This is a genomic window from Nocardioides sp. NPDC059952 (assembly GCF_042730435.1).
Classification (GTDB): Bacteria; Actinomycetota; Actinomycetes; order Propionibacteriales; family Nocardioidaceae; genus Nocardioides.
Map to the genome: position 1 here is coordinate 98680 of NZ_JBHWLY010000008.1, position 24301 is coordinate 122980.

Sequence of the window (24301 nt, forward strand, 5' to 3'; positions counted from 1 at the left end):
CGCGGGAACAAGCGATTCTTTTGCCCGGACGGCTGCGGTAGATTGCGGCAGGTGCCCACCAGCCCCGCCCCCACGACGCGGCGCTCGCTGCGCGGACGACCGGCCGCGACCTCGCACGCGGAGATCGAGCAGGCCGCCTTCCAGCTCTTCGTGACCCGGGGCTTCGAGGCCACCACCCTCGACGACATCGGCGAGGCGATCGGGGTCGGCAGGCGCACCATCACCCGCTACTACCCCTCCAAGAACGACATCCCCTGGGGTCAGTTCGACCGCACCCTCGACGGCTTCCGCGAGATCCTGCGCGCCACGCCCACCGACCTCCCGCTGCCGGAGGCGGTCCATCGGGCCGTGCTCGCCTTCAACGACTTCCCCACCGACGCCAGCCCCAGCCACCGCGACCGGATGCGGCTGATCCTGACCACCCCGGCGCTGCAGGCCCACTCGGTGCTCCGCTACGCGAGCTGGCGCGAGGTCATCGCCGAGTACGTCGCCGACCGCACCGGCACCCGGCCCGACGACCTGCTCCCCCAGACCGTCGGCCAGGTCTCGCTGGCGCTCGCGCTGACCGCCTACCAGGCGTGGCTCGCCGACGAGAGCTCCTCGCTCCCCCGGCTGCTCGACACCACGATGGCTCATCTGCGCTCCTACCTCGCGACCTGAGGCCGACGACAGCACCCGCGCAGACCACGACGGTGTCGGCCTCGATGGTTCGGGATACCCGTCGGCGATTCGGTAAAGCCATGCAAGAATCTAATGTGATGCGGTTATCGCGGGACCGCAGGACCAAGGAGGGCCCCGTGGCACGACCGAGCACACCGCTGATCAGTCGAGAGGCGACCATCAAGGCCGCCCTGGAGATCATCGACGGAGACGGCATCGATGCCCTGAGCCTGCCGCGGCTGGCCCGCGAGCTCAACGTGAAAGCGCCCTCGCTCTACCACCACTTCAGCGACAAGGACGAGATCCTCGCCGCAGTGGCCCACGCGATCGTCGCCAAGACCCCGCTGCCCCGCAAGCCCGGCCAGAACGACTGGGCGGAGTGGTTCACCCAGCTCGCCCTGAACTTCCGCGCCTCGGTGCTGCGACACCGCAACGCCGCCCCGATCCTGCTCCGGTTCATGCCGCGCGACCTGCTCACCGAGATGTACGAGCAGGCCGCCACCTACCTGAGCGAGTGCGGGGTGCCGGTCGAGCTCCACGTACAGATCCTCGACGGCCTGGAGAAGGTCTCGCTCGGTGCCGCGATCGCCGAGGCGATGCGGCCACCCTCGCGCGCCCGGGTCCGCTTCGAGCACGCCGACCCCGAGCGGTTCCCGGCCCTCACCGCCGCCGGCGCCGCGAACCAGCTCAACACCAAGCAGATCTTCGAGCACACCGTACGCAGCTACCTCCTCGGCATCGCCCACTTCGGGAACATCGACTCCTCCGGCACCGACGCACCCGCATCGAACGCCGACGTCGCCCGGACTGCCTGACCTCACGGCGAAGCCGGCGCCCGAAGGGCGTCGTCTCGACAAGCTCAAATACATCGCCCTGACGCCGGGACAGATCGAGAAGACCCTCCCGAACAGGGTCGGCGACCCACGCCCCCAGAAGACCCAGTTCTCAACAGACTCGAAGTCCCACACCGGCCCGGAAGCGTCCGAGGTGTGATGCCTGATCATGGGAGAACCCGTACGGCCTTGGGTCTATCCAACGGCTTTAGGCAGCCGAAGGTGTCGGCCCGGCCGGTGGGGCCGGGCCGCCTTCACCGCTGTCGCGGTCGCCTCAGGCGAGGTCGGCGAGCCGACCGATGGTCGTCGTCCGGGTCGCGATCCCCCACCGCCCGTCGACCCGGGTGTAGGTGTCGACGTAGCGGCCGACGGCGTGCTTGGCCCGGCCGTCGTTGTCGACGAGCACTGCGTGGACCGTCGACTCGCCGGTCGCGGTGTCGCCGTCGATGGCGATCGAGATGCTGCCGAAGACGTGGAACATCTGCGCGAAGGCGTCCCAGAAGCCCCCCAGGCCGGCGAGGATCGCCTCGATCCCGGTCAGCTCGGTCCCGTCGAGGTCCCAGCGGGCGTCGTCGTGCCACACCGCGGCGAAGCGGTCGCGGTCACGAAGGTCGGCGCCGTGGGCGTACTCGGCGATCAGGTTCTCGATGGCGTGGCGCGCGAGGGCGACCTCGTTCGTCGCACCGATCGCTTCGGTCGTGTTCTGCGGGGTTGTGGTCATCGTCGTTCCTCAGCTGCCGGCGTGCGGGGTGGGGAGAGGGTGAGGACACGGAGCCGCGCCTCGCGGACCTCCTGGGCGCGGCCGCTCATCCGCTCGGGCGTCCAGGTCATGCCGTCGTCGAGCTGCACCCGCGGCACGTGGCCGACGACGCGGCCGACGTGCTCGTCGATCTGCTCGGTGAGCTGACCGAGCATCATGCAGGACGGGGTCGTGAGCGAGAGGCGGACGACGACCCGTCCGTCATCGTCGGTGGCGACGCCGTCCACGAGACCCATGTCGACGATGTCGAACGGTGTCTGGGCCGCGACGCTGCACGGGTCGACGACGTTACGCAGGGCGTCGAGCACCTGCTCCTCGAGGCTCATGACTGCGCCACCACCGGAGTGCGGCTCGTCGACCACGGCGCGGACGCACCACCGGCCGCGCGCTTCCGGGCGAAGTCGTCGTCCGCAGTGTCCTCACGCAGCTGCGCGAGGTCGAGGCCCATCGTCGTGGCGTAGTTCCCGGCCAGGATCTTGGCCTTGTGCTCGTCGGTGATCTGCGAGACCGGGGCGAACTGGCCGGCCCGCTCGAGGTCGGCCTCGGGGAACTGGAACGCTTCGAACGCCTCGAGACAGGGGCGGGCGTGGTATGCCATGTGGCCGGTGCCCCACCACATCCGGTCGTAGATGTGGTCACCGACGGCGACGGCCATGTCGAGCACCGCCCGGGAGAACTGCTCGGGACGCTTGGCGCAGATGATGTTGAGGGTCTCCAGGTTGATGAAGACGTTGGGGAAGCGTGCCAGCAGCCAGGCCGTCTCCTCACAGAAGGCGACCCCGCCGTGGACGATCTCGAAGTTGAGGTCCGGGTGGTCGCCGGCGGCGCCGTCGATGTCGCCGAGCTTGTAGGGGTCCATCGGGACCGGGCCCAGCGGCACCGCCTTGTGGACCGCTACCGTGCCGATCCCGAGCTGCTTGGCCTTCTCGTAGAGCGGGTAGACGATCGACTCGTCGTCCATCCGGAAGCTCCGGTGCTTGCCCTCGGCCGTCCAGGACGAGGGATAGAGCTTGAGCCCGATCGGGTCGAGGAGCTCGGCCTGGCGCTCGAGCTCGTCGATGGCCGCCTGGCCGGCCATGGGGTCCACCGTCGCATAGCTGCGGAATCGGGTCGGGTGCTTCTTCAGTACCTCGGCGGCCTTCTCGACCGAGACGAGACCGTCCTTGTAGGCGCCGATGGGGACCGGGTGGTAGATCGCGAAGTCGGTGTCGGACTCGAGGAACAGCGTCGAGGCGGTCTCGTCGACGTCCCAGTCGCGGACGTACTGGTCCCAGCCCAGCTCGTACTCCGGCCCGGAGCCGGCGACGACCCCGAAGATCATCCCGGTGATGCCCTCGGCGTGCCGCGGGACCGCGTGGTTGGCGGGATCGAGGTTGTAGGAGTGGACCACCGCGTCGATCACATACTTGCCGTTGAGCATTCGAGGCTCCCGTCTGATTGGCCGGCGCATCCGGTTGCGTCGGCGATACCGCGAGTCTGGTTCGGGCTCGGGGCGGGGCGCTGTCCCCCTGCGGGGTCAAGACGTGACGGTCGTCACTAAAGATCGACTAGCATCGCACCATCCCGCACGACGGGGTGAGGAGGTGACCGCAATGACGGAGCGTGCAAGCCTGGGTGCGTACCGGAGGGCGTTCGACGTGCTCGAACGAGTCGACGGCGTCTCCGACGTCTCCGGCTTCAAGGGCCGGCTGACCGAGGCGCTCTGCCAGGTCTATGGCGTACGCTCGGCGACCTTCTTCGTCGGACGCTCCGCCGGTCTGGCGTGCTTCGATCCCGACCCGGTCGTCGAGGGCATCACCCGACGGATGCTGCCCGAATACCAGGCTCAGTGGCGCAACCACGACATCTTCGCCAGTCCCGGCGCCCTGCGCGACCTCAACGAGACCCGGGTCGCCTCGCTGTCCGAGCTGGCCAGGCTCCACGGCCCGGCGCGCAGCTACGTGTCCGACTACCTGCTGCGCCACGGTATTCGCAGCGCCACTGCGATGTACCTCAGGCTCAAGGACGGCAACAAGGCACTGGTCGGCCTGTTCGACCCCCAGGAGGACCGGCTTCGCCGCGAGCACCTGGTCTCGCTCCGCCTCCTGGTCGGCCCGCTCAACCAGATCGCCCACACGCTGCCGAGCGACGACCTCGGCCCTGCCGCCACCCTGACCGACCTCTCGCCGCGGCAGCGGGAGGTGGCCCTGCTGGTGGGCCAGGGCCTCGACAACACCGAGATCGCCGAGGTCCTCCATCTGACTCCCGCGAGCGTGAAGAAGTACGTCACCAGGATCCTGGCCGTCTCCGGCCTCACCACCCGCACCCAGCTGGCGCTGCACGCCACCCGCGAGCTCTGAGCCACCCGGATGCGCCGGTCACTCCGGCGCATCCGGGTGGCTGCTGGTCAGGCCATGGCGATCAGGCGAGCCGCTCGATGATCGTGGCGTTGGCCATCCCGCCGCCCTCGCACATGGTCTGGAGCCCGTATCGACCGCCGGTCGCCTCCAGGTGGTTGAGCATCGTGGCGAGCAGGCGCGTGCCGGACCCACCCAACGGGTGGCCCAGCGCGATGGCGCCCCCTCGGGGATTGAGCTTTGCCGGATCTGCGTCGAACTCCGCTGCCCACGCGAGGGGAACGGGCGCGAATGCCTCGTTGACCTCGAAGGCGTCGATCTGATCGATCCTCAAGCCGGCGCGCGTGAGGATCCTGGTGGTCGCCGGGATCGGGCCGGTGAGCATGATCTCGGGGTCCGAGCCGACGACGCTGAAGTCGACGAATCGGGCTCGCGGCTTCAGTCCGAGCTCGAGGGCCTTCGCCTCACTCATGATCAGGGCCGCGCTGGCGCCGTCTGTCAGCGGCGAGGAGTTCCCGGGGGTGATGCACCAGGAGATCTCTGGGTAGCGAGCGGCGATGTCGTCGTCCTGGAACGACGGGGCCAGACCCGCGAGTCCCTCGGCGGTCGTCGAGGACCTGACGGTCTCGTCGACGATGTGCTGGCTTCCGTCCGGCAGGGTCACCGGCACGATCTCGTCGTTGAAGTCCCCTGCCTCGGCGTGGAAGGCGGCGCGGCGGTGCGACTCGGCCGCGAACGCATCGAGGGCGTCGCGGTCGAGCTTCCAACGGGCAGCGATCAGCTCTCCCCCGATGCCCTGGTTGGGTAGAGACGGGAACCTGGCGCGCAGCGGCTCCTGAGGTCGGCCGCCGCCGGCTGAGGAGAACATCGGGACTCGGCTCATCGATTCGACGCCACCCGCGATCACGATGTCGTAGGCCCCCGCTATGACGCCCTGGGCGGCGAAGTGCACCGCTTGCTGGGACGAGCCGCACTGACGGTCGATGGTGGTGCCGGGCACCTCGACGGGAAGCCCTGCGGTCAGTGCGGCCACCCTGGCGATGTTGAGCGCCTGGTCAGCGGCTTGGGTGACGCAGCCGGCGATGACGTCGTCGATGACGGCCGGGTCGAGCATGTTCCTGGTCACCAGGGCGTCGAGAACGGTGGCGAGCAGATCGACGGGGTGAACACCTGACAGCGCCCCTCCCGGTTTGCCCTTGCCGGAAGCGGTACGGACGACGTCGACGATGACTGCGGTGGTCATGAGGCTGTTCTCTCCTTGGCTGTCAGGTCAGCGGGGGGCCATGCGAAGGGCGCCGTCCATGCGGACGGTCTCACCGTTGAGGTAGTCGTGCTCGATCAGGAACAGGACGAGCTGTGCGAACTCGGCGGGTTCGGCCAGTCGCTTCGGGAAGGGGATGCCATCGGCGAGGCCCGCTCGGAACTCCTCGCTGACGGTGGCGAGCATCGGAGTCTCGACGATGCCCGGGGCGACGGTGTTGACCCGGATTCCGTGCTGGGCCAGGTCGCGAGCCGCGGGGAGGGTCAGGCCGACGACTCCACCTTTGGACGAGGCGTACGCGGCTTGGCCGATCTGGCCCTCGTAGGCCGCGACCGATGCGGTGTTGACGACTACTCCACGCTGACCGTGCTCGAGCGGCGCTGTCTGCGCCATGGCCTCGGCGGCCAGGGCGAGCAGGTTGAACGTCCCGACGAGGTTGACCTGGATGACCTTGGCGTACAGGGCGAGGTCGTGGGCTCCCTTTTTGCCGAGGATGCGTGCCGACGGACCGATGCCCGCACAGTTGACCGCCACGCGTAGCGGTGCCGCCTCGGCGGCCGTGGCGACTGCGCGCCCGACCTCCTCCGGGTTGGTGACGTCGGTCTGGACGTAGGTGACGTTCTCGACCGGTGGTGCGCTCGAGACGTCGAGGTCCAGCCCGAACACGCGGGTTCCGCGGGCGGCCAGTGCTGCTGCCGTGGCCTGGCCGAGACCAGAGGCGGCTCCGGTCACGATCGACGAGGTGCCGTCGAGCTGCATGTGTTGCTCCGTTTCTTGGGATCTGTTCGTGGAGAGGCTTGGCTCGGGTCAGCGACGCAGGTCGCGACCGATCACCAGGCGCTGGATCTGGTTGGTGCCCTCGAAGATCTGCATCACCTTGGCTTCGCGCATGTACCGCTCCACGGGGAAGTCGCGGGTGTAGCCGGCGCCGCCGAGCACCTGGACGGCGTCAGTGGTCACACGCATGGCGTTGTCGGTGCACACGAGCTTGGCGATGGAGGCTTGGCGGCTGAACGGCCGGTTGGCATCGCGAAGCCGCGCCGCGTGCAGGTACGTCGCTCGGGCGGAGTCGACGGCGGCGGCCATGTCTGCCAGGAGGAACATGAGCCCCTGGTGGTCGATGATGGACTTGCCGAAGGCCCCGCGGTGCTTCGCGTAGTCGATCGCCGCGTCCAGTGCCCCCTGCGCCACGCCGGTCGCCACGGCTGCGATGCCCAGCCGGCCGGAGTCCAGGCCGGCGAGTGCGATCGGTAGCCCATCGCCCTCAGCACCCAGGCGACGCTCGGCCGGCACCCGGACGTCGTCGAAGAGCATCGTCGCGGTGGTCGAGCTCATCAAGCCCATCTTGGACTCCGGCACGTCGGCGGACAGACCGTCGCTCTCGGCGGGGACGAGGAAGCAGGAGATTCCCCGTCCACCGTCGTCCGAGGTCCGGGCCATCACCTTGTAGAAGTCGGCCTGGCCGCCATGGGTCGTCCACGCCTTGGCGCCGCTGATCACATAGTCCGCACCATCGCGCACCGCCTTGGTGCGCATGGCCGCGGGGTCAGAGCCCGCATGCGCCTCCGAGAGACAGTAGGCACCGAGAAGCTCACCGGAAAGCATGTCGGGAAGCCATGTCTGCTTCTGCTCCTCGGTTCCAGCGTGGAACAGCCCGAAGCAGCTGAGTGCGTGGACGCTGGTGCCGACCCCTACCGCGGCCCAGGCGGAGGCGATCTCCTCCAGAACCTGGAGGTAGACCTCATACGGTTGTCCGCCGCCTCCGTACTCCTCCGGGTACGGAAGGCTCAGCAGGCCGGCGCGGCCGAGGGTTCGAAAGATGTCACGGGGGAAGGTGGCGCTCCGCTCCGCCTCATCGACGGCGCCTCGTAGCTCCTTGTCGACGATCGCACGCGTCAGCTCGATGAGGTCGGCCGACTCCTCGGTCGGCATGAGGCGGTCAACGGGCATGGCCGGCTCCTACTGGGTTCTCCGGGAAGATCGGCACTCTCTTCTCGATGAAGGCGCGCACACCCTCACGTCCGTCCGGGCTTCCCGCACGCGAGCGGATCGAGGCCGTCTCGCTGCGCAGGGTCGCCTCGGCTCCTGGCATGGCGCTGTCCCGGATCAGCCGCTTGGTCGACACCAGGGCGGCGCGGGATCCCGAGGTGAGGCTGCAGACGACCTTGTCGACCGCGGCGTCCATCTCTTCGTCCGGATGCACCTGTGTCACGAGACCGCCCTGGTGGGCCTCGTCGGCGGTCAAGGTCGGGTTGAGCAGGGCCAGCCCCAGAGCACGATGGAGCCCGAGGGAGGCGTGGAGCAGTGCACCACCACCGTCCGGCGTCAGCCCGACCCCCGTGTAGGCCATCACGAAGCGCGCCGACCGCGCCGCGATGACGAGATCGGCGGCTGCGGCCAGTGACAGCCCTGCCCCTGCGGCGACGCCACGGACCACCGCGACCACGATCGCGTCGAGTCGATGGAGCTCGCTGACGACCCGGTGCAGGCTCTCGGCGAGGTCGTCGATGAGACGGTCGGGCGCGTCAGCGGCGGCGAACGCGTGCAAGTCTCCACCGACGCTGAAGGCAGCGGCAGCAGACTCGAGGACGACGACAGCGACGTCGGCTTCGCGGATCTCCCGCACCGCCTCGGCCAGCCCGTCGACCATCGCCTGGTCGATCGGGTTGCCACGCTGGACGTCTTGAAGGCAGACCCGTGCGAAACCGCCGCTGACCGAGCAGGACACCGGGGTCACGACCGGCTCCCGAGCGGCTCGAGGAACAGGTCTTCCGCCAACGGCCCGTCGCCGGGGACGGCACGGTATCGATCCAGGTCTGCCACCCCGGACTCGGACACGACGTCCTCGTCGATGAGGAAGTTGCCCGTGAACGCTCGCGGGTCCTTGGTCAGGATCGCGTACGCCGCATCCGCCATGATCTCGGGGGTGCGGGAGCGACGCATCGTCTCGTCGCCGCCGTGGATGTTGGCGATCGCAGCCGTCGCGATCGTGGTGCGTGGCCACAGTGAGTTGACCCCCACCCCAGCCTCGCGCAGCTCTTCGGCGAGCCCCAGGGTGGTCAGGCTCATCCCGTACTTCGCCATCGTGTACGCCAGGTACGCCCCGGCCCACCGCGGACGTAGGTCGAGCGGCGGCGAGAGAGTCAAGATGTGTGGCCAGGGGCTGCGCTCGAGAGCGGGAAGGGCCAGCTTGCTGAGCAGGAAGGTCCCTCTCGCGTTGATGTCCTGCATGAGGTCGTAGGACTTCATGGTGATCTCGGCCGTTGGCCGCAGGTCCAGCGCCGAGGCGTTGTTGACGACGATGTCGATGCCGCCGAATCGGTCGACTGCCGAGTCGATCGCTCGCTGGACATCGCCGTCGTCACGGACATCACCGACAACCGCAAGGCCCTGTCCGCCGGCGTTCTCGACGGCGCGGACGGATTCGCCGAGGGTGCCGGGCAGCTTCGGGTGTGGTGCTGCGGTCTTGGCCAGCATCACGATGTTCGCGCCGTCGCGGGCCGCACGTAGCGCGATCGCCAACCCGATGCCGCGGCTTCCTCCCGACATCACGATGGTCCTGCCGTTCAGCGTGGTGCTCATCGAGCCTCCTTCTTGTCTGCCGGAGCTTCGGCCGGTGCCATGGGGCTGCCACGGCGGAGCTCCTCGCGGGCGATGGTTCGTCGGTGCACGGCATCGGGACCGTCGACGATGCGTAGGATCCGGGCCCACGCGTAGAAGTAGGCCAGCGGCGTGTCCTCGGTGACCCCGGCGCCGCCGAAGACCTCGATGGCTCGGTCGATGACACGCGTGGCCACGGCGGGGGCCGCGACCTTGATGGCAGCGATCTCGGTCCGCGCACCACCCGCACCGTGCCGGTCGATCAGCCACGCCGTCTTGTACACCAGCAGCCTGGCCTGATCGATGTCGATCCGGGACTGCGCGATGAGCTCCTGGACGACGCCCTTGTCGGCCAGCGCGCTACCGAACGCGACTCTGTCCTTGGCGCGATCGACCATGAGCGCCAGGGCACGTTCGGCCATCCCGATGGCCCGCATGGCGTGATGGATCCGGCCCGGGCCGAGGCGGGCCTGGGCGATCATGAAGCCGTCACCCTCCTGTGCCAGCAGGTTGGCGGCCGGGACGCGGACGTCGTCGAAGGTGATCTCGGCATGGCCGTGCTGGTCGTGGAATCCGAAGATCGGCAGGTCACGGCGGATCTCGACCCCTGGGGTCTCCCTCGGGACGAGGATCATGGACTGCTGACGGTGCGTGGACGCCGACGGGTCGGTCTTCCCCATCAGGATGAAGACCCGGCAACGCTCGTCCATCGCTCCGCTCGTCCACCACTTACGCCCGTTGATGACGTACTCGTCCCCGTCACGCCGGATCGTCGTGCGGATGTTGGTGGCATCGCTGGAGGCCACATCGGGCTCCGTCATCGCAAACGCAGAACGGATCTCACCTTCGAGCAACGGCTCCAGCCACTGTCTCTTCTGCTCGTCGGTGCCGAACAGGTGCAGAGTCTCCATGTTCCCGGTGTCCGGCGCCTGGCAGTTGATGGCCTCCGGCGCGATCACCGGCGACCATCCCGAGATCTCCGCGACCGAGGCGTACTCGAGGTTGCTCAGCCCTGAGAGCTGCGGCAGGAAGAGGTTCCACAGCCCGCGCCGACGTGCGGAGGCCTTCAGCTGCTCGATGACAGGAGGCAGGCTGTGCCGGCCGTGCTCGAGGAGGTGTCGGGCATAGGTCTCCTCGGCGGGGAAGACCTCCTCGCGCATGAAGTCCCACATCCGCGCGCAGGCGTCCTGCGCGCTGGGGGAAAGGTCGAAGTCCATCCTCAGTCCTCTCGTTCGTGTCGTTCGAGTCGTTCGAGACCCTCTTCGGCGATGAGCCGCACCTCTGCGTCCAGGTCGCCGAACTGCTGACCTGCCATGGCATCGGCGGCCACCCGCGCAGCGATGCCCTGGGCGATGACCGCGAACTTGTAGTGCGCGAAGGCTTCGTAGAACGCCAGGTTCTCGACGGGGCGACCGGTCTTCTGCTCGTACCGCTCGACCAGATGGCGGCGTCCGGGGAATCCGGGCACCTGGGTGATCGCGGGGGTCAGACGGAACCGTCGGTCGCTGGGTTCGCGCCAGTAGAGCAACATCAGCGCGAGGTCCGTCAGCGGGTCGCCCAGGGTGGACATCTCCCAGTCGAGGACGGCACGCACGCGCGCTGGGTCGTCGAGATCCATCATGCAGTTGTCGAGGCGGTAGTCGCCGTGGACGATGCTGGTCCGCTCGGCTGTGGGGACCCGCTTGGCGAGGCGAGCCGACAGCTCGGTCACGGCAGCGACATCGTGGGTCTTCGATCGGGACCACTGGTCGCTCCAGCGTCGTACCTGCCGCTCGAGGTACCCGTGCGGGCGCCCGAAGTCGGCCAGACCGACCTGGTTCGGGTCGACCTCGTGGAGGGCGGCAAGGGCATCGATCAGCCCATCGGCGAGGGCGACCTTGTCCTCCGGCCGTTCGGCGTACCCGAGGGGAAGGTGCTCCCGGATGCTGTGCCCGACCACCTTCTCCATCACATAGAGCGGAGCCCCGATCAGCCCGCCGTCGTCCTCGAGCAGGACCCGTGCCACAGGCACCGCTGTGCCTTGCAGCGCTCGCTGGACACGGGCCTCACGGCCCATGTCGTGGGCGCTGGGTAGCAGGTCCCCGCCGGGCGGCCGGCGCAGGATCACCGCGCCGGCCGCACACTCGACCTCGAAGGTGAGGTTGGACTTGCCGCCCGCCACCAACGTGGCGGTGGCCTCGATCCAGCGGTCGTCATCGAGCGCCTGGGACAGAGCCGGACCGAGACGGTCCAGACCGGCGTACGCCGCGACCCCGGCGCTCACTTGGCCTGACCTCGCAGCTCGCGGCGAAGGATCTTGCCGGTGACGGTCTTGGGCAGTTCCCCGATGATCTCGATCGAGCGCGGGTACTTGTAGGCAGCCATGTTCTGCTTGGCATGATCGATGAGCTCCTCGGCCGACGCCTCGGCGCCGGGCTGGAGGGAGACGAATGCCTTGACGCTCTCGCCCCGATACTCGTCAGGTACGCCGATCACGGCTGCCTCGCGCACCGCAGGGTGTGCGTTGAGCACGTCTTCGACCTCGCGTGGCCACACCTTGTAGCCCGCGGCGTTGATCATGTCCTTCTTGCGGTCGACCACGTAGAACCAGCCGGCCTCGTCCATGAACCCGACGTCTCCGGTGCGAAGCTCGCCACCGGGCATCGACGCCTTGGTGGCCTCGGGCCGGCGCCAGTACCCCGGCACCACCTGTGGACCGCTCGTGGCGATCTCGCCCACCTCACCGACCGGCACCTCCTCACCGTCCTCGTCCAAGATCCGCACGACGGTGTTGAACACCGGAACCCCGACGGACAGCGCACCCGAGCTCGGGTCGACCGGCGCGCGGCTCCCGAGCGGGACGCCGTGGGACGGGCTGCTGGTCTCGGTGAGCCCGTAGACGTTGTAGATGTAGCGGCCCGTCTTCGCCCGCAGCGACTCGGCCAGCGCGGGTGCGATCGGTGCGCCGCCGGACAGGATGGCGCGGAACGACTCCCAGTCCTCTGTGCGCGTTCCGTCCAGGTTCGTGAGCGCGACGAACACCGTGACCGAACCGACCGTGAACGTGGTTCGGTGCTCACGGATGGCGTCCATCACCACGTTGGGTTCGAAACGGTGAGCGAGCACGAGCGGGCACCCCGCGAGCAACGCGACACCGACGTGCGCGACGAGCCCGGTGATATGGAACAGCGGCGCGACGCCGAGCACCGAGTCCTCCAACCCAAGACCCACCCAGTCTCGGTACGTCTGGGAGTTGAAGGCCAGATTGCCGTGGGTGTTCATGGCGCCCTTGGGCTCGCCTGTGGTGCCCGAGGTGTACGTGAGGACGGCAACCGCAGCTGAATCGGGACGGACGGCATCGACCCGTTTGCCGCTGTGCTCGCTGATGAGCGCAGCCAAGGCCAGGGTTCCCTCAGGGGTGCGCCTGGCCGCGTCCTTGAAGAGTCGGTCGTCGTTGCGGGTCTGGAAGTCCAGCGGCGAGCACGTGATGACCGTCGAGACGGCGGTCTCACCAGATCCGATGACCTCGCGGGCCACCGACTCGTACAGGTCCTCGAGGCACAGCAGCACGCTCGCCTCGGAATCCTTCAGCAGGAACGTCAGCTCGCGGGTCTTGTTCATCGGGTTCACCGCCACCGCGGTCCCTCCCGCCTTCCAGGCGGCCAGGAGACCGATCACGAACGCAGGGTTGTTCTGTACGTACAGAGCCAGGCGATCATCGGCCGAGAAGCCGACCTCTCGCAGCGCGACGGCGACTGCGTCGCTGTGCGCGTCCAGCTCGGCGAAGGTGATCGCTCCATCGAAGTACTTGATGACGGGAGCATCCGGCGTGCGGGCGACAGAGGCCCGGAACGCGGCGAGCAGGCTCGGGTACTCGACGTCGATGTCGGCCGGGTTCCCGTCGCGGTAGGCGGCGAGCCAGGGCCGCTGCGTATAGGCCTCAGCCATCAGCATCCTCCTTGTTCAGGCGAACAGAACGCTCGCTCGGTATCCTCTAAACATCGGACTCTCACACGGACATGCGCGCGCCGTCAAGAGCCTGTGAGGAAGTTTGGCCGTTGCACGGCGTGTTCAGGTAGACTGAACATATGAGCGTGGATGCCACTGTCGGCCAAACCGTCAGACGACACCGACAGAGCGGCGACGTCAGCCTCCGGGAGCTGGCAGCGCGCATCGGCGTCAGTCCCGCGACCATGAGTGCCGTCGAGAACGGTCGGACTGCGGTATCGGTGCCACGGCTGCACGACATCGCCGCGGCCCTTGGTGTCGATGTTCGCGATCTGATCGGCAGTCCCGAGGCCGCCAGATCTACGCCACCGGGGTCGGCGTCGGCCGAGCGGGCCGCGGAAGCCGGCGACTGGCGCGAGTTCTCGCCGCTACCGATCGATCCGATCCTCGCTGCGGCCATCCGCGCGTTCGTCTCGACGGGCTACCACGGGGCCACGCTTCGCTCGATCGCCGAGCTGGCTGAGATGAGCATCCCCGGCGTCTACCATCACTACGCCAGCAAGCAGGACCTGCTCGTCCGGATACTCGATATCACCATGACCGACCTCAACTGGCGGGTCGAACGAGCGCGTGACGAGGGCGAGGATCCGCTGAGTCGTGTCGCTCTCATCGTCGAAGCACTCGCGCTCTACCATGCCTGCCGCACCGATCTCGCCTTCATCGGGGCAAGCGAGATGCGCAGCCTGGAACCCGACAACTACCGGCGAATCGCCGACTCCCGCAACCACGTCCAAGAGCTGCTGGACGAGCAGATCGCGGCCGCTGTCGACGCAGGCGGCCTCGAGGTCACTCACGCACGAGACGCCGGCAAGGCGATCACGACGATGTGCACCGGCTTGGTGACCTGGTTCCGCACCGACGGAACCTCGCCCCCCGAACAGATCGCCAGGGAGTACGCAGGGTTCGCGAAGCGGATGCTGGGCGCCTACTGATCCACTCCGAGGGGCGCCGGGCCACAAGCGACCAGACCTGACGCGTCGCGACGGTGCCGCGGTCACACGGCACCGTCGCGCGCCTCTGCTCGCGGAGGCGTCGGGTCACATCTTGGTGATGGCGCCGGCGTCGATGGGCAGCGCGATCCCGGTGACGTACCTGGCCTCGTCCGAGGCCAGCCAGGCCACGGCGGCACTCACGTCGCGCGGCTCGAGCCACGGGATGGGCAGCAGGTTCATCCCGGCCTCGCAGGCCTCACGGAAGTCCTCGTGGGTCGGCGACTCGAGGTCGGGCCGGAACAGCCGGTACATCGCCTCGTGGTCGATCATGTCGGTGAGGACCGAGGTCGGCTGGACCGCGTTGCAACGGATGCGGTGGGCACCGAGCTCGTTCGCCATCGAACGGACCAGGCCGATGACGCCGTGCTTCGCGGCGACATAGTGGGCGAAGTTCGGGAATCCCATGGTGCCCCCGGTGGAGCTGATCAGGATGATCGAGCCGCCGTCGCCCTGCTCGATGAGCGTCGGGACCGTCGCGCGCACCGTCTTCCAGACCCCGGAGAGGTTGACGTCGATCATCTCGTTCCACTGGTCCTCGGTCAGCTCGTGGACCGGCGCCGAGGAGAAGATGCCGGCGTTGGCCACGACGACGTCGAGCCTGCCGAGCTGCTTCACGCCGTCGGCGACCGCCTCGGTGAGACCGGCGAGATCACGTACGTCGCACTCGTGCGCGACCACGGTGCGACCGGCCTTCTCGATGTGCTTCGCGGTCTCGGCGAGGTCCTCGGGCCGCGCACCCCGATAGTCGGTCGTGGAGACCTCTTGACAGACGTCCACGAGGATGAGGTCCGCACCCTCCTCCGCCAGCCGGATCGCATGTGACCTGCCTTGGCCTCGGGCGGCGCCGGTGACCAGGGCGACCTTTCCGTCGAGTGTTCCCATGGTGTCCTCCTGTGTGACGTACCTAACAGACGTCGACACTGGTCGAGTCCGGCCACGGGGCCAACCGGGTTTCCACGTGGTCAACCACGTGGACCGGGCCGACCGGTGATCTCACCCGCCGGCGTCCCACGAGCGTCCTGGTCCGCGGACGGGTGTCGAACACGTACCGGACCACGTGGTCGTGCGGATACGCCGGCCGTCGCGCTCGGCGATCGTGATGCACATCACGTTCGCGTATCGGGCCGCGGCCCGGCCAAGGAGATAGCCATGACATCAGTACTTGCCAACGAGACCGGCACCCGCCAGGACCACCTCGACCGCGCCCGGAGGGTGGCAGAGGTGGTCGAGGCGGAGGCCGACGCCATCGAGGAGCAGGCGACGATCACCAAGCCCGTCTACGACGCGCTCGTGGAGGAGCGTCTGTTCTGGATGCTGGTCCCCGAGGAGCTCAACGGAGAGGGACTGAGCCTGGTCGAGAGCTTCGAGGTGATCGAGGAGCTCTCGCGCGCCGACGGCTCCACCGGGTGGGCGTTCATGGCCAACAGCCTGAGTACGTCGCTCGCGGCCGGCTACCTTCCCGCTCAGGGCGCCCAGGATCTCTTCGGCCAGGACCTCCCCGGGATCACCGCCGGCATGATCCTGCCGACCGGCGGCGGCAAGAAGGTCGACGGAGGCTACGTCGTGACCGGCAACTACCAGTTCGCAAGCGGCTCCGCGCACGCTTCGTGGATCGGTGCCGGCTTCGTGGTCACCGACGACGAAGGCAACCCGAAGAGCTCGCCCGACGGGCAGCCGATGTGCCGCACGGCGTTCGTGCCCCGGGACCAGGTCGAGTTCCGCGGCAACTGGGACGTCTGGGGCCTGGTCGGCACCGGGTCCTACGATTACGGCATCACCGAGCTGTTCATCCCGGACGAGCACGTCTTCGACACCTTCTCCACCACGCCCGAACGCCAGGAGCCGGTCTACCGCTTCGGCCTGCTCGGCATCGGGGTCGGTGGCCACGCGCCGGTCGCGCTCGGTATCGCCCGGCGTGCACTGGACGAGATCGTCAAGATCGCCACGGTGAAGGCCCGCGTCGGCTACCCGACGGTGATCGGGGACTCGGAGCTGTTCAAGCTGGAGTTCGCCAAGACCGAGGCGCTCTACCGGGCCGCCCGGGCGTACGTCTACGAGGTTCACCGCGAGGCCGAGGACTGGATCAACGCGGGCAACGACCTGACCGAGACGCACAGCGCGCGGCTGCGTCAGTCGATCACCTGGGTCCAGGAGGTGGCCGCCACGGTGACCGGCTTCGCGCACCGCTGGGGCGGCAGCCAGTCGTTCCGCAACCCGACCGCGCTCGGCCGGGCCACCCGTGACGCCGCCATCGCGACCCAGCACCTGCTGGTCGACCCGATGACCATGGTGGACGCGGCCGCGCCGATCATGGCCGAGTACGGCGAGGGCCGCCAGCGCTGATCAGCCGGCGCTCGGCCACGGCGCCGTCGGGCCCGTGGCCGAGCCGATCAGCTGGGCGACCTGGGTACGGCTGGTGAGGCACAGCTTCTGCAGGACGTGCTCGACATGCCCCTCGATCGTGCGGGGCGAGAGCACCAGCCGCGCGGCGATCTCCTTGTTGGACAGTCCCTGAGCGACCAGGTTCGCCACCTCCTGCTCACGCTTGGTCAGCGGTCCGGCCGAGGTGCGCGCGGCCGGAGCGGGCCGGTCCGAGACCTCTTCGAGCGCGAACCCGATGGCCTCGGAGACCGACTTGGCGGCCCCGTCGGCGTAGAGCTGGGCGTAGCTCGACTCGCCGAGCAGCGCCTCCGCGGCCGCGGCGTACCGCTCTCGCACCTGGACCCAGTGGCTGGAGCCGTAGAGCTGTTTGCCGAAGGCACCCCAGAGCTTGGACGCCGAGCCGATCAGCACCGCTGCCCGCTCGCCGTGCCCGCGCACCGACTCGACCCAGCCGAGCAGGTCCAGGATGAGGGTCGCCCCGATCTCGTCGTCGAAGTCCCGGATCATCGCCAGGCCGTCGAGCGCCATCTGGTGGGCGCGGTCGGCGTCGCCCTCGGCCAGCGCGATCGCGCCGAGACCGAACTCGGCGTAGGCGCGGAACCAGCGCTCTCCGCTGGTCACACCGCGCTCCTGCACCTCGGCATAGTGCCGGCGCGACTCGTCCGCCTGGCCCTTGTAGGCGTAGAGCATCCCGAGGTGCACGTCGAGGGCGGAGCGCAGTCCGCCCCGGGGCTCGCGCTCCCGGTAGCGCCCGAGGGCGCTGAGCAGCAAAGGCTCGGCCGCCTCCGCCTCGCCGGCGAAGTAGGCAGCCAGCCCGCGCGTGTGCTCGACGAAGTCGAGCGTCTCCACGTGTCCGGCGTCGGTCGCGAGCCGGTGAGCGGCGTCGAGGGAGACAGCAGCCCCGTGCCGGTCGCCCTGCAGCGTCTGCACCAGCGCCATGGTGGCGAGGACTCGACCCCTGCCCTCCGGGTCGGTCACCGCGGCGGCGGCGCGGTCCAGCCAGAGCCGGTGCTCACGCACGGAGAAGCCACCCGCCCACAGGAACCACGGCTCGGAGACGACCTCCGCCCCGGTACGCCGCACCGCGACGTCGCTCTGGGCTTCGAGGGCCCACTTCAGGGAGCTGCGCAGGTTGGCGCGGTTGACGCGGAACCAGGCGTTGATACGCACCTGGTCGGGGCCGGGCCAGGCTGCGACGAGCTCGCTGACCTTGCCGTTGATCCAGTCGAGCAGGCGAAGGTGGAGGTCGCGTGACTCGTCCTGGTCCAGTTGGCCCTGGCCGTACTCGCGGATCGTCTCGAGCATCCGGAACCGCACCGCGCCGGCGCGCTCCTCACGGATGAGGATCGACTTGCCGACCAGCGTCATGATCGCGTCCAGGATCCGCGCGGCGGTGAAGTCCGCATCGGTGCAGATCTCCTCGGCCATGGCCAGGTCGAACCCGTCGGTGAAGATCGAGGCTCGCTTCCACAGCACCCGCTGCTCGCTGGTGCAGAGGTCGTGGCTCCAGTCGAGGGTGGCGGCCAGGCTCCGGTGCCGGGTGGCCGCGGCCCGGTTGCCCGTCGTGAGCAGGTCGAGGCGGTGATCGAGGCGCTCGGCCAGGTCGGCCACCGAGAGCACCGGGAGCCGGGCGCAGGCCAGCTCGATCGCGAGCGGGAGGCCGTCGAGGTGCTCGCACACCCGGCGTACGGCCTCGCGGTTGCTCTCGTCGATGCGAAAGCCGCTGAGGACCGCGTCGGCGCGACTCTCGAACAGCGCGAGCGCCGATCCCACCCCGGCCGCCGAACGTTCCTCGCCCGCTGCCGAGACCTGCAGCGGTGCGAGCGCGAAGACGAACTCCTCCGGAACCGCCAGCACCTCCCGGCTGGTGGTCAGGACCCGCAGGTTGGTGGTGCCCTGCAGGAGCAGATGCACCAGATCGGCGCAGGCGTCGATGAGGTGCTCGCAGTTGTCCAGGATGAGCAGGATGTGGCGGTCGGACAGGTGCTCGAGGAGGGCCTCCTCCGCCGTCTCGCCCTGCTGGTCGCGGCCGGCGAGCCCCAGCCCCTCGAACACGGCTTGGGAGATGAGCTCGGGGCTGAGCAGGCCGGCCAGGCCGACGAACCGGACCCCGTCGGGGAAGGCGCGGCGGACCTCCCGTCCGACGTGCGAGGCGAGCCGAGTCTTGCCGATGCCGCCCGGGCCGGTGATGGTGACCAGACGGTGCTCCCCCAACAGGCTGCGGAGCCGGGCGACCTCGGTGTCGCGGCCGACGAAGCTCGTCGCGAAGCGTGGCAGCGAGGCGTGCGGGGAGGCCGAGGATGCGGCGACCTCGGACCGCTCGGAATCGGCCTCCGCCGTCAGCTCGGTGCGGGCGCGTGCTGCGTACTTCGCGAGGGTGGACGCCGCATGCTCCCACCCGAGCGCCCCGGCGAGGTCGCGGACCGCGATCTCGGGATCACGACGGAGCTCGCGCTTGATCGCCGACTCGTTGGCGTCATAGAGCGTCCGCTGCGTGCCACGACGGTCGCCGGGCGCACTCTCGAGCGCCAGCGCGCGGCGCACGGTGTTGCGAGACATGCCGAGCCTGCGGGAAATTCCTTTGATGGTCTCTCCGTCCGCGTGAAGAGATCGAATTCTTTCCCATTCGTCGGTATTCATCTCGTCCTCGAGGTGGATTATGGAGCACCACCGAGACGTGGTGATGTCCATCACTTTTGCCGACAAGTCCTGACATGTCAACCGTCGACCGGCACCCCGATATCGATTCCGATCGACCTCCCGAGACGCTCGCGCAGCACCGCCCACGCGGAGGGGGTCAAGTTGTAGACCGATGGACCGCGACCACTCCCGGGACAACGCGATTGCCCCGTACAGCAGCGATGCCCGCGACGGCGACGGATCGCGTGGCGGACCACGTGGTCATGCGGTGACGCTCGCAGGAGAGACGCGAGAGAGTAATGCACGTCACACCAGAAGATATTCGCCGAGCCGAATTCAGGGCTGTCCGATCTCGACCGGATCCAGCTCTATATCGACGTGCATTCTCGCGAATTCACCGATGCCTTCTATCTCTTCCGAATTCACCAGGAGAACATGATGACCGGATCCAACATCGACGCCCTCAAGAACGCATTCTCCGCTGCCGACGCCGGAGATGCAGGTCCTCTCGTCGCCCTCTACGACGACGGCCTCTCCTGGGCCGGCTTCACCCTCGAGGGCACCCAGACCGTCTACACGAAGGCGTCCTTCCTCGAGGCGTTCGGCGTGCTGGCCAAGCTCGACGAGTCGTCCAACGAGGTTCTCGACGCGTTCGAGACGCCGGAGGGCATCGTGACCGCGACCCTGCGGCTCTACCGTCGCCTGGGCGAGAAGACCCTGGACGTACAGGGTGTCTTCACGCACCGGTTCGTGGACGGCAAGGTGACCCACGGCTCCGACACGGTGCCGGCCGAGTTCGAGGCGTTCTGGGCCGAGACCGGCCTGGCCGGCTGACCCGTCCACGGCACAGACCCAGGAGTTTCCGATGACGATCACACCCGCACGCGAGCACACGTCCGCGGCCCTGGGTCGCGCCGTGCGGCCGCGCCACACCATGACGCCGTCCTCGTCCTTCCGAGACGTCATGGCCAACATGGCCGCACCCGTCTCGGTGATCACCGCAGCCGAGGACGGCGTGGGCAGCGGCGCCACCGTCAGCGCGGTGATGTCCTTGTCGATGGCCCCCGAGATGATCGTCGTCGCGCTCGACCGCGGTTCGACGACCCTGGCGGCGATCCAGCGGACCGGCCGGTTCGGGGTCAACATCCTGGCGGCCCACCAGAAGGACCTCGCGATGCGCTTCGCGTCCAAGGCTCCGAACAAGTTCGCGGACCTGGCATGGTCGCTCGAGTCCGGCGTGCCGCGCCTGGGCGATGTGTCCGGATGGGTGCGCTGCACCGTCGAACGCATCCAGCCCGGCGGCGACCACGTGCTCGTCTGCGGTCTCGTCGAAGCGGCGTTCCACGACGCCGAACGTGCGGCCCTGACGTACCAGGGCCGTACGTTCGGCACGCACCGCCAGGCGTGATCTCTCAGAGGAACGAGGTCTCGCGGGTCAGCCCGTAGCGCGGGTGCTCACCGATCACCGTCGACTCCAGGATCCCGTAGCCCTCGGCAACAGATCAGGGCCATGTTTCGAACCTTCTGTGAAGGTCTGAAACATGGCCCTGATCAGGTGTTTCGGTGGAGGTGAGGGGACTCGAACCCCTGACCCTCTGCATGCCATGCAGATGCGCTACCAGCTGCGCCACACCCCCTTGGCGTTGTCCCGGTGATCAACCCGGGCAACGAGAAGAACAGTAGCGGAATGCTCCGTCGATCACGAAATCGGGGCCCCCGTTCCGTACGTCGCGAGTCGCCAGGGCGCCGACGGGATCAGCCCGCGAGCGGACTCCCGGGCGACGAGCTCGATCCAGGCGCAGTTCGTCAACGGCGCGAGGGTGGTGACGACGGTCGGGTCCCAGCCGAGGAAGGCGGCCAGGCCCTGCCGGATCGCGCCGCCGTGAGCGACGACCACGACGGTCTCGCCGGCCGCGACGGTCTCGGCGACGTCGTGGAGCGCGCCGCTGAAGCGGGCCGCGACCGTGGGCCAGGACTCCCCGCCGAAGGGCTCCCAGCTGGCCGGCATCTCACCGAAGCGCTCGAAGATCTCGGCGCGGTTCATGCCCTCGGCCTCGCCCGCGCAGACCTCTCGCAGCCTCGGGTCGTACGCGGCCTCCCGGCCGGTCTCCTCGGCGACGTACGCAGCGGTCTGCCGTGCCCGCATCAGGTCCGAGGAGACCAGACGGGTGACGGCGTAGGCCGTCCCGATCGCACGAGCGGCGGCCTTGGCCTGCTGGTGGCCGGTCTCGGCCAGCTCGATGTCGGTCTGGCCCTGGTAGCGGCCGTCGGCGTTCCAGGGCGTGACGCCATGGCGGAGGAGGACGATGCGACGGGTCACGGGCGCGATCAGCCCTCGGAGACGATGTCGGCGGGCAGCGAGATCGAGGGGCAGTCGCGCCAGAGCCGCTCGAGGGCGTAGAACTGGCGCTCCTCCTCGTGCTGGACGTGCACGACGATCTCGCCGTAGTCGAGCAGCACCCAGCGTCCCTCCTTGTGACCCTCGCGGCGCAGCGGCTTGGAGCCGAGGTCGCGCAGCTTCAGCTCGACCTCGTCGACGATCGACTGCACCTGCCGCTCGTTGGGGGCGGAGGCCAGCACGAAGGCGTCGGTGATGGCCAGCTGGTCGCTGACGTCGAAGGCCAGGATGTGTCCGGCCTTCTTGTCCGAGGCCGCCCGGGCGGCGGTGATGGTGAGCTCGATGGCGTGCTCGGTCGCGGTCATACGCGGTCCTTGTCTGATGGGTTCTTGCGGTAGAGGTCGTGCTTGCCGATGTACTGCACCACGCCGTCAGGGACGAGGTACCAGACCGGCTCACCACGGTGACGCCGCTCGCGGCAGTCGGAGGAGGAGATCGCCAGAGCCGGGATCTCGAGCATGGTGATCCGGTCGGCGGGGATCTTCGCGATGACCTCGGGGTCCATGGTGTAGCCCGGGCGCGTGCACCCCACGAACTGGGCGAGCTCGAAGAGCTCGTCGGTGTCGCGCCAGGTGAAGATCTCGGCCAGCGCGTCGGCACCGGTGATGAAGTAGAGCTCCGCATCGGGCAGCGCCTTGGCGAGGTCACGCAGCGTGTCGCGCGTATAGGTGCGGCCGGCCCGGTCGATGTCGACCCGGCTCACGGTGAAGCGCGGGTTGGCGGCGGTCGCGATGACCGTCATCAGGTAGCGGTGCTCGGCCGGCGAGACGTCGCGGTCGGCCTTCTGCCACGGGTCGCCGGTGGGCACGAAGACGACCTCGTCGAGGTCGAAGAAGGACTGCACCTCGGAGGCCGCCACCAGGTGGCCGTGATGGATGGGATCGAAGGTGCCACCCATCACCCCGACGCGGCGCTTGCCGGTCAGACCCTCCAGACCTGGCTCGGGCACTCCCCCGTTGCCCATCTGATCAGCGCTCAGGAGTGCTCACGGCCACCGGCGAACCAGACCAGGACCAGGAGCGCGAAGACGAGGAGCGTCAGGGCGCCACCGCCGATGACCCACTCGATGCCAGAGGTGCCGTGCTCGGCCCCGTGCTCAGCGGAGGTGATGATGCTCGACACAACAGAGTTCGACATGGCGCACAGATTACCTTGCCTCGTGCCAGGTCAACGCACGTGCCCGTCCCCGGTGACCACATACTTCGTCGAGGTCATCTCGGGCAGCCCCATCGGGCCCCTGGCGTGCAGCTTCTGGGTCGAGATCCCGATCTCCGCGCCGAAGCCGAACTCGCCACCGTCGGTGAACCGCGTCGAGGCGTTGACCATGACCGCCGCGGAGTCGACGGCTGCGGTGAACCGGCGGGCCGCGCCCAGGTCCTCGGTCAGGATCGCCTCGGTGTGGCCGCTCGACCAGCGCCGGATGTGCTGGACCGCGGCATCGAGGGAAGGTACGACCGCGGCGCTGATCTTCAGCGCCAGGAACTCGGCCGCATAGTCCTCGTCGGTGACCGGCTCCACCAGGTCGTAGGCCTGGAAGGCAGCGTCGCCCAGAATCTGCACCCCGCGCTCCTGCAGCGCGGGCACCACCATCGGCAGGAACTCCTTGGCGATGTCGGCGTGCACGAGCAGCGACTCGGCGGAGTTGCACACGCTGGTGCGCTGGGTCTTGGAGTTGACCACGATCGCGACCGCCTTCTCGAGATCGGCGGCCTTGTCGACGTAGACGTGTACGTTGCCCACCCCGGTCTCGATGACCGGCACCGTCGACTCCTCGACGACGCTGCGGATCAGCCCGGCGCCACCGCGTGGGATGAGCACGTCGACCAGGCCACGGGCACGCATCAGCGCCTTGACCGAGTCGTGGCCCTCCCCGGGCACGACCTGGATCACGTCGGCCGGGAGGCCGACGGAGACGACGGCGTCGCGGAGCACTGCGGCGATCGCGACGTTGCTGGACGCGATGTTGGAGGAGCCGCGCAGGAGCGCCGCGTTGCCGGACTTCAGGCAGATCCCGGCGGCGTCCACGGTCACGTTGGGGCGCGCCTCATAGATCATCCCGACGACACCGAACGGCACCCGCACCTGGCGCAGCTCGAGGCCGTTGGCGAGGGTGCTGCCGCGTACGACGTCTCCTACGGGGTCCGGGAGGGCGGCGAGCTCGCGGAGCGCGGCGGCGATGCCGTCGAGACGCTCCGGGGTCAGGGTGAGGCGGTCGATGATGTTGGCCGGGCTGCCCGAGGCCTCGGCACGGGCGACGTCGGCCGCGTTCGCCTCCAGCACCTCGTCGGCACGCGCCAGGAGCGCGTCGGCCATCGCGTGCAGCGCCGCGTCCTTCACACTGCGCGGCGCGACCGCGAGCTGGTAGCTCGCCTCTCGTGCGTTCGTCGCCACCTCACGGATCACTGCCTCTGCACTCATGACAGAAAGCCTAGGCGGTCCGGCGTGGGCAGCC

At 68.8% G+C, this 24301-nt stretch carries 25 protein-coding genes and 1 tRNA gene; 7 read left to right on the forward strand and 19 right to left on the reverse strand.

The annotated features are described in order from the left end of the window. The first annotated feature begins 51 nt into the window (after positions 1-51). Positions 52-660 carry a mycofactocin system transcriptional regulator gene (mftR, locus tag ACFV9G_RS05965; RefSeq protein WP_378725780.1) on the forward strand — a complete coding sequence of 203 codons (609 nt, stop codon included), beginning with the start codon at positions 52-54 and terminating at the stop codon, positions 658-660. Between the two features lie 137 nt (positions 661-797). After that, positions 798-1475: a TetR family transcriptional regulator gene (locus tag ACFV9G_RS05970; protein WP_378725782.1), complete on the forward strand. Its 678-nt coding sequence runs from the start codon at positions 798-800 to the stop codon at positions 1473-1475. Between the two features lie 292 nt (positions 1476-1767). On the opposite strand, the gene ACFV9G_RS05975 is transcribed toward ACFV9G_RS05970, so the two are convergent. The 3 genes from ACFV9G_RS05975 to ACFV9G_RS05985 are packed head-to-tail and all read right to left on the reverse strand — an operon-like array spanning position 1768 to position 3673. Then, a complete protein-coding gene (locus ACFV9G_RS05975; RefSeq protein ID WP_378725784.1) occupies positions 1768-2214 on the reverse strand; it encodes a nuclear transport factor 2 family protein in 447 nt (148 codons plus the stop codon). Beyond that, a complete protein-coding gene (locus ACFV9G_RS05980; RefSeq protein WP_378725786.1) occupies positions 2211-2579 on the reverse strand; it encodes a metal-sulfur cluster assembly factor in 369 nt (122 codons plus the stop codon). Before ACFV9G_RS05980 ends, ACFV9G_RS05975 begins: the two co-directional genes overlap by 4 nt. Beyond that, positions 2576-3673, reverse strand: a complete 1098-nt coding sequence (locus ACFV9G_RS05985; RefSeq protein WP_378725788.1) for an amidohydrolase family protein — start codon at positions 3671-3673, stop codon at positions 2576-2578. The genes ACFV9G_RS05980 and ACFV9G_RS05985 overlap by 4 nt, the downstream gene beginning before the upstream one ends. A gap of 172 nt (positions 3674-3845) precedes the next feature. Between ACFV9G_RS05985 and ACFV9G_RS05990 the strand changes: the two genes are divergently transcribed. Further along, entirely contained in the window at positions 3846-4592 is a 747-nt protein-coding gene (locus tag ACFV9G_RS05990; protein ID WP_378725789.1) for a response regulator transcription factor, read from the forward strand. Between the two features lie 61 nt (positions 4593-4653). On the opposite strand, the gene ACFV9G_RS05995 is transcribed toward ACFV9G_RS05990, so the two are convergent. From ACFV9G_RS05995 to ACFV9G_RS06030, 8 genes are read right to left on the reverse strand one after another with little or no spacing between them, the layout of a single operon-like run. Further along, positions 4654-5832, reverse strand: a complete 1179-nt coding sequence (locus ACFV9G_RS05995; RefSeq protein WP_378725791.1) for a thiolase family protein — start codon at positions 5830-5832, stop codon at positions 4654-4656. 27 nt (positions 5833-5859) lie between these two features. After that, entirely contained in the window at positions 5860-6609 is a 750-nt protein-coding gene (locus tag ACFV9G_RS06000; RefSeq protein WP_378725793.1) for an SDR family NAD(P)-dependent oxidoreductase, read from the reverse strand. A 48-nt stretch (positions 6610-6657) separates the two neighbouring features. Beyond that, positions 6658-7800 carry an acyl-CoA dehydrogenase family protein gene (locus ACFV9G_RS06005; RefSeq protein WP_378725795.1) on the reverse strand — a complete coding sequence of 381 codons (1143 nt, stop codon included), beginning with the start codon at positions 7798-7800 and terminating at the stop codon, positions 6658-6660. After that, complete coding sequence (locus tag ACFV9G_RS06010) at positions 7790-8587, reverse strand: enoyl-CoA hydratase-related protein (RefSeq protein WP_378725797.1); 798 nt, start codon at positions 8585-8587, stop codon at positions 7790-7792. Before ACFV9G_RS06010 ends, ACFV9G_RS06005 begins: the two co-directional genes overlap by 11 nt. Then, the gene (locus ACFV9G_RS06015; RefSeq protein WP_378725799.1) at positions 8584-9432 is read right to left on the reverse strand and encodes an SDR family oxidoreductase; all 849 of its coding nucleotides are present in this window, start codon (positions 9430-9432) and stop codon (positions 8584-8586) included. Before ACFV9G_RS06015 ends, ACFV9G_RS06010 begins: the two co-directional genes overlap by 4 nt. Next, the gene (locus tag ACFV9G_RS06020; RefSeq protein WP_378725801.1) at positions 9429-10667 is read right to left on the reverse strand and encodes an acyl-CoA dehydrogenase family protein; all 1239 of its coding nucleotides are present in this window, start codon (positions 10665-10667) and stop codon (positions 9429-9431) included. Before ACFV9G_RS06020 ends, ACFV9G_RS06015 begins: the two co-directional genes overlap by 4 nt. A 2-nt stretch (positions 10668-10669) precedes the next feature. Then, positions 10670-11713: a phosphotransferase family protein gene (locus ACFV9G_RS06025; RefSeq protein WP_378725803.1), complete on the reverse strand. Its 1044-nt coding sequence runs from the start codon at positions 11711-11713 to the stop codon at positions 10670-10672. Beyond that, positions 11710-13377, reverse strand: a complete 1668-nt coding sequence (locus tag ACFV9G_RS06030; protein ID WP_378725805.1) for a class I adenylate-forming enzyme family protein — start codon at positions 13375-13377, stop codon at positions 11710-11712. The genes ACFV9G_RS06025 and ACFV9G_RS06030 overlap by 4 nt, the downstream gene beginning before the upstream one ends. 140 nt (positions 13378-13517) lie before the next feature. Here ACFV9G_RS06030 and ACFV9G_RS06035 point away from each other — a divergent pair, with 140 nt between their 5' ends. After that, complete coding sequence (locus ACFV9G_RS06035; RefSeq protein WP_378725807.1) at positions 13518-14369, forward strand: TetR family transcriptional regulator; 852 nt, start codon at positions 13518-13520, stop codon at positions 14367-14369. A 105-nt stretch (positions 14370-14474) separates the two neighbouring features. Here ACFV9G_RS06035 and ACFV9G_RS06040 read toward each other — a convergent pair whose 3' ends face one another. Then, positions 14475-15311: a mycofactocin-coupled SDR family oxidoreductase gene (locus ACFV9G_RS06040; protein WP_378725809.1), complete on the reverse strand. Its 837-nt coding sequence runs from the start codon at positions 15309-15311 to the stop codon at positions 14475-14477. Between the two features lie 267 nt (positions 15312-15578). Here ACFV9G_RS06040 and ACFV9G_RS06045 point away from each other — a divergent pair, with 267 nt between their 5' ends. Further along, positions 15579-16772 (forward strand): acyl-CoA dehydrogenase family protein, encoded by a 1194-nt coding sequence (locus ACFV9G_RS06045; RefSeq protein ID WP_378725811.1) that lies wholly within the window; start codon positions 15579-15581, stop codon positions 16770-16772. Here the strand turns inward: ACFV9G_RS06045 and ACFV9G_RS06050 are convergent, their stop codons facing one another. Next, positions 16773-19370 carry an ATP-binding protein gene (locus ACFV9G_RS06050; protein ID WP_378725813.1) on the reverse strand — a complete coding sequence of 866 codons (2598 nt, stop codon included), beginning with the start codon at positions 19368-19370 and terminating at the stop codon, positions 16773-16775. 519 nt (positions 19371-19889) lie between these two features. Between ACFV9G_RS06050 and ACFV9G_RS06055 the strand changes: the two genes are divergently transcribed. Together ACFV9G_RS06055 and ACFV9G_RS06060 are read left to right on the forward strand one after the other, a co-directional pair. Next, the gene (locus ACFV9G_RS06055) at positions 19890-20285 is read left to right on the forward strand and encodes a hypothetical protein (protein WP_378725815.1); all 396 of its coding nucleotides are present in this window, start codon (positions 19890-19892) and stop codon (positions 20283-20285) included. 31 nt (positions 20286-20316) lie between these two features. Continuing rightward, positions 20317-20859: a flavin reductase family protein gene (locus ACFV9G_RS06060; protein WP_378725817.1), complete on the forward strand. Its 543-nt coding sequence runs from the start codon at positions 20317-20319 to the stop codon at positions 20857-20859. Positions 20860-21015: 156 nt separating this feature from the next. Here ACFV9G_RS06060 and ACFV9G_RS06065 read toward each other — a convergent pair. The 6 genes from ACFV9G_RS06065 to ACFV9G_RS06090 form a co-directional block, all read right to left on the reverse strand. Next, positions 21016-21088 (reverse strand) — tRNA-Ala (locus ACFV9G_RS06065). Positions 21089-21150: 62 nt separating this feature from the next. Continuing rightward, positions 21151-21771 (reverse strand): histidine phosphatase family protein, encoded by a 621-nt coding sequence (locus ACFV9G_RS06070; RefSeq protein WP_378725819.1) that lies wholly within the window; start codon positions 21769-21771, stop codon positions 21151-21153. 8 nt (positions 21772-21779) lie between these two features. Continuing rightward, complete coding sequence (gene rsfS, locus ACFV9G_RS06075) at positions 21780-22154, reverse strand: ribosome silencing factor (protein WP_091047921.1); 375 nt, start codon at positions 22152-22154, stop codon at positions 21780-21782. After that, the gene (gene nadD / locus ACFV9G_RS06080) at positions 22151-22813 is read right to left on the reverse strand and encodes a nicotinate-nucleotide adenylyltransferase (protein ID WP_378725821.1); all 663 of its coding nucleotides are present in this window, start codon (positions 22811-22813) and stop codon (positions 22151-22153) included. Before nadD ends, rsfS begins: the two co-directional genes overlap by 4 nt. 11 nt (positions 22814-22824) lie before the next feature. After that, positions 22825-22986: a hypothetical protein gene (locus ACFV9G_RS06085; RefSeq protein WP_378725823.1), complete on the reverse strand. Its 162-nt coding sequence runs from the start codon at positions 22984-22986 to the stop codon at positions 22825-22827. Between the two features lie 30 nt (positions 22987-23016). Continuing rightward, the gene (locus tag ACFV9G_RS06090) at positions 23017-24267 is read right to left on the reverse strand and encodes a glutamate-5-semialdehyde dehydrogenase (protein WP_378725825.1); all 1251 of its coding nucleotides are present in this window, start codon (positions 24265-24267) and stop codon (positions 23017-23019) included. Between the last annotated feature and the right edge of the window lie 34 nt (positions 24268-24301).

Excerpts from the sequence above, each read along its gene's own strand:
- ACFV9G_RS05975 (WP_378725784.1), bottom strand. The coding sequence starts at position 2,214 with ATGACCACAACCCCGCAGAACACGACCGAAGCGATCGGTGCGACGAAC.
- ACFV9G_RS06040 (WP_378725809.1), bottom strand. The coding sequence starts at position 15,311 with ATGGGAACACTCGACGGAAAGGTCGCCCTGGTCACCGGCGCCGCCCGA.
- ACFV9G_RS06050 (WP_378725813.1), bottom strand. The coding sequence starts at position 19,370 with ATGTCTCGCAACACCGTGCGCCGCGCGCTGGCGCTCGAGAGTGCGCCC.
- ACFV9G_RS05995 (WP_378725791.1), bottom strand. The coding sequence starts at position 5,832 with ATGACCACCGCAGTCATCGTCGACGTCGTCCGTACCGCTTCCGGCAAG.
- ACFV9G_RS06085 (WP_378725823.1), bottom strand. The coding sequence starts at position 22,986 with ATGTCGAACTCTGTTGTGTCGAGCATCATCACCTCCGCTGAGCACGGG.
- ACFV9G_RS06020 (WP_378725801.1), bottom strand. The coding sequence starts at position 10,667 with ATGGACTTCGACCTTTCCCCCAGCGCGCAGGACGCCTGCGCGCGGATG.
- rsfS (WP_091047921.1), bottom strand. The coding sequence starts at position 22,154 with ATGACCGCGACCGAGCACGCCATCGAGCTCACCATCACCGCCGCCCGG.
- ACFV9G_RS06030 (WP_378725805.1), bottom strand. The coding sequence starts at position 13,377 with ATGGCTGAGGCCTATACGCAGCGGCCCTGGCTCGCCGCCTACCGCGAC.
- nadD (WP_378725821.1), bottom strand. The coding sequence starts at position 22,813 with ATGGGCAACGGGGGAGTGCCCGAGCCAGGTCTGGAGGGTCTGACCGGC.
- ACFV9G_RS06005 (WP_378725795.1), bottom strand. The coding sequence starts at position 7,800 with ATGCCCGTTGACCGCCTCATGCCGACCGAGGAGTCGGCCGACCTCATC.
- ACFV9G_RS05990 (WP_378725789.1), top strand. The coding sequence starts at position 3,846 with ATGACGGAGCGTGCAAGCCTGGGTGCGTACCGGAGGGCGTTCGACGTG.
- ACFV9G_RS06090 (WP_378725825.1), bottom strand. The coding sequence starts at position 24,267 with ATGAGTGCAGAGGCAGTGATCCGTGAGGTGGCGACGAACGCACGAGAG.
- ACFV9G_RS05980 (WP_378725786.1), bottom strand. The coding sequence starts at position 2,579 with ATGAGCCTCGAGGAGCAGGTGCTCGACGCCCTGCGTAACGTCGTCGAC.
- ACFV9G_RS06000 (WP_378725793.1), bottom strand. The coding sequence starts at position 6,609 with ATGCAGCTCGACGGCACCTCGTCGATCGTGACCGGAGCCGCCTCTGGT.
- ACFV9G_RS06060 (WP_378725817.1), top strand. The coding sequence starts at position 20,317 with ATGACGATCACACCCGCACGCGAGCACACGTCCGCGGCCCTGGGTCGC.
- ACFV9G_RS06015 (WP_378725799.1), bottom strand. The coding sequence starts at position 9,432 with ATGAGCACCACGCTGAACGGCAGGACCATCGTGATGTCGGGAGGAAGC.
- ACFV9G_RS06045 (WP_378725811.1), top strand. The coding sequence starts at position 15,579 with ATGACATCAGTACTTGCCAACGAGACCGGCACCCGCCAGGACCACCTC.
- ACFV9G_RS05985 (WP_378725788.1), bottom strand. The coding sequence starts at position 3,673 with ATGCTCAACGGCAAGTATGTGATCGACGCGGTGGTCCACTCCTACAAC.
- ACFV9G_RS06035 (WP_378725807.1), top strand. The coding sequence starts at position 13,518 with ATGAGCGTGGATGCCACTGTCGGCCAAACCGTCAGACGACACCGACAG.
- ACFV9G_RS06055 (WP_378725815.1), top strand. The coding sequence starts at position 19,890 with ATGACCGGATCCAACATCGACGCCCTCAAGAACGCATTCTCCGCTGCC.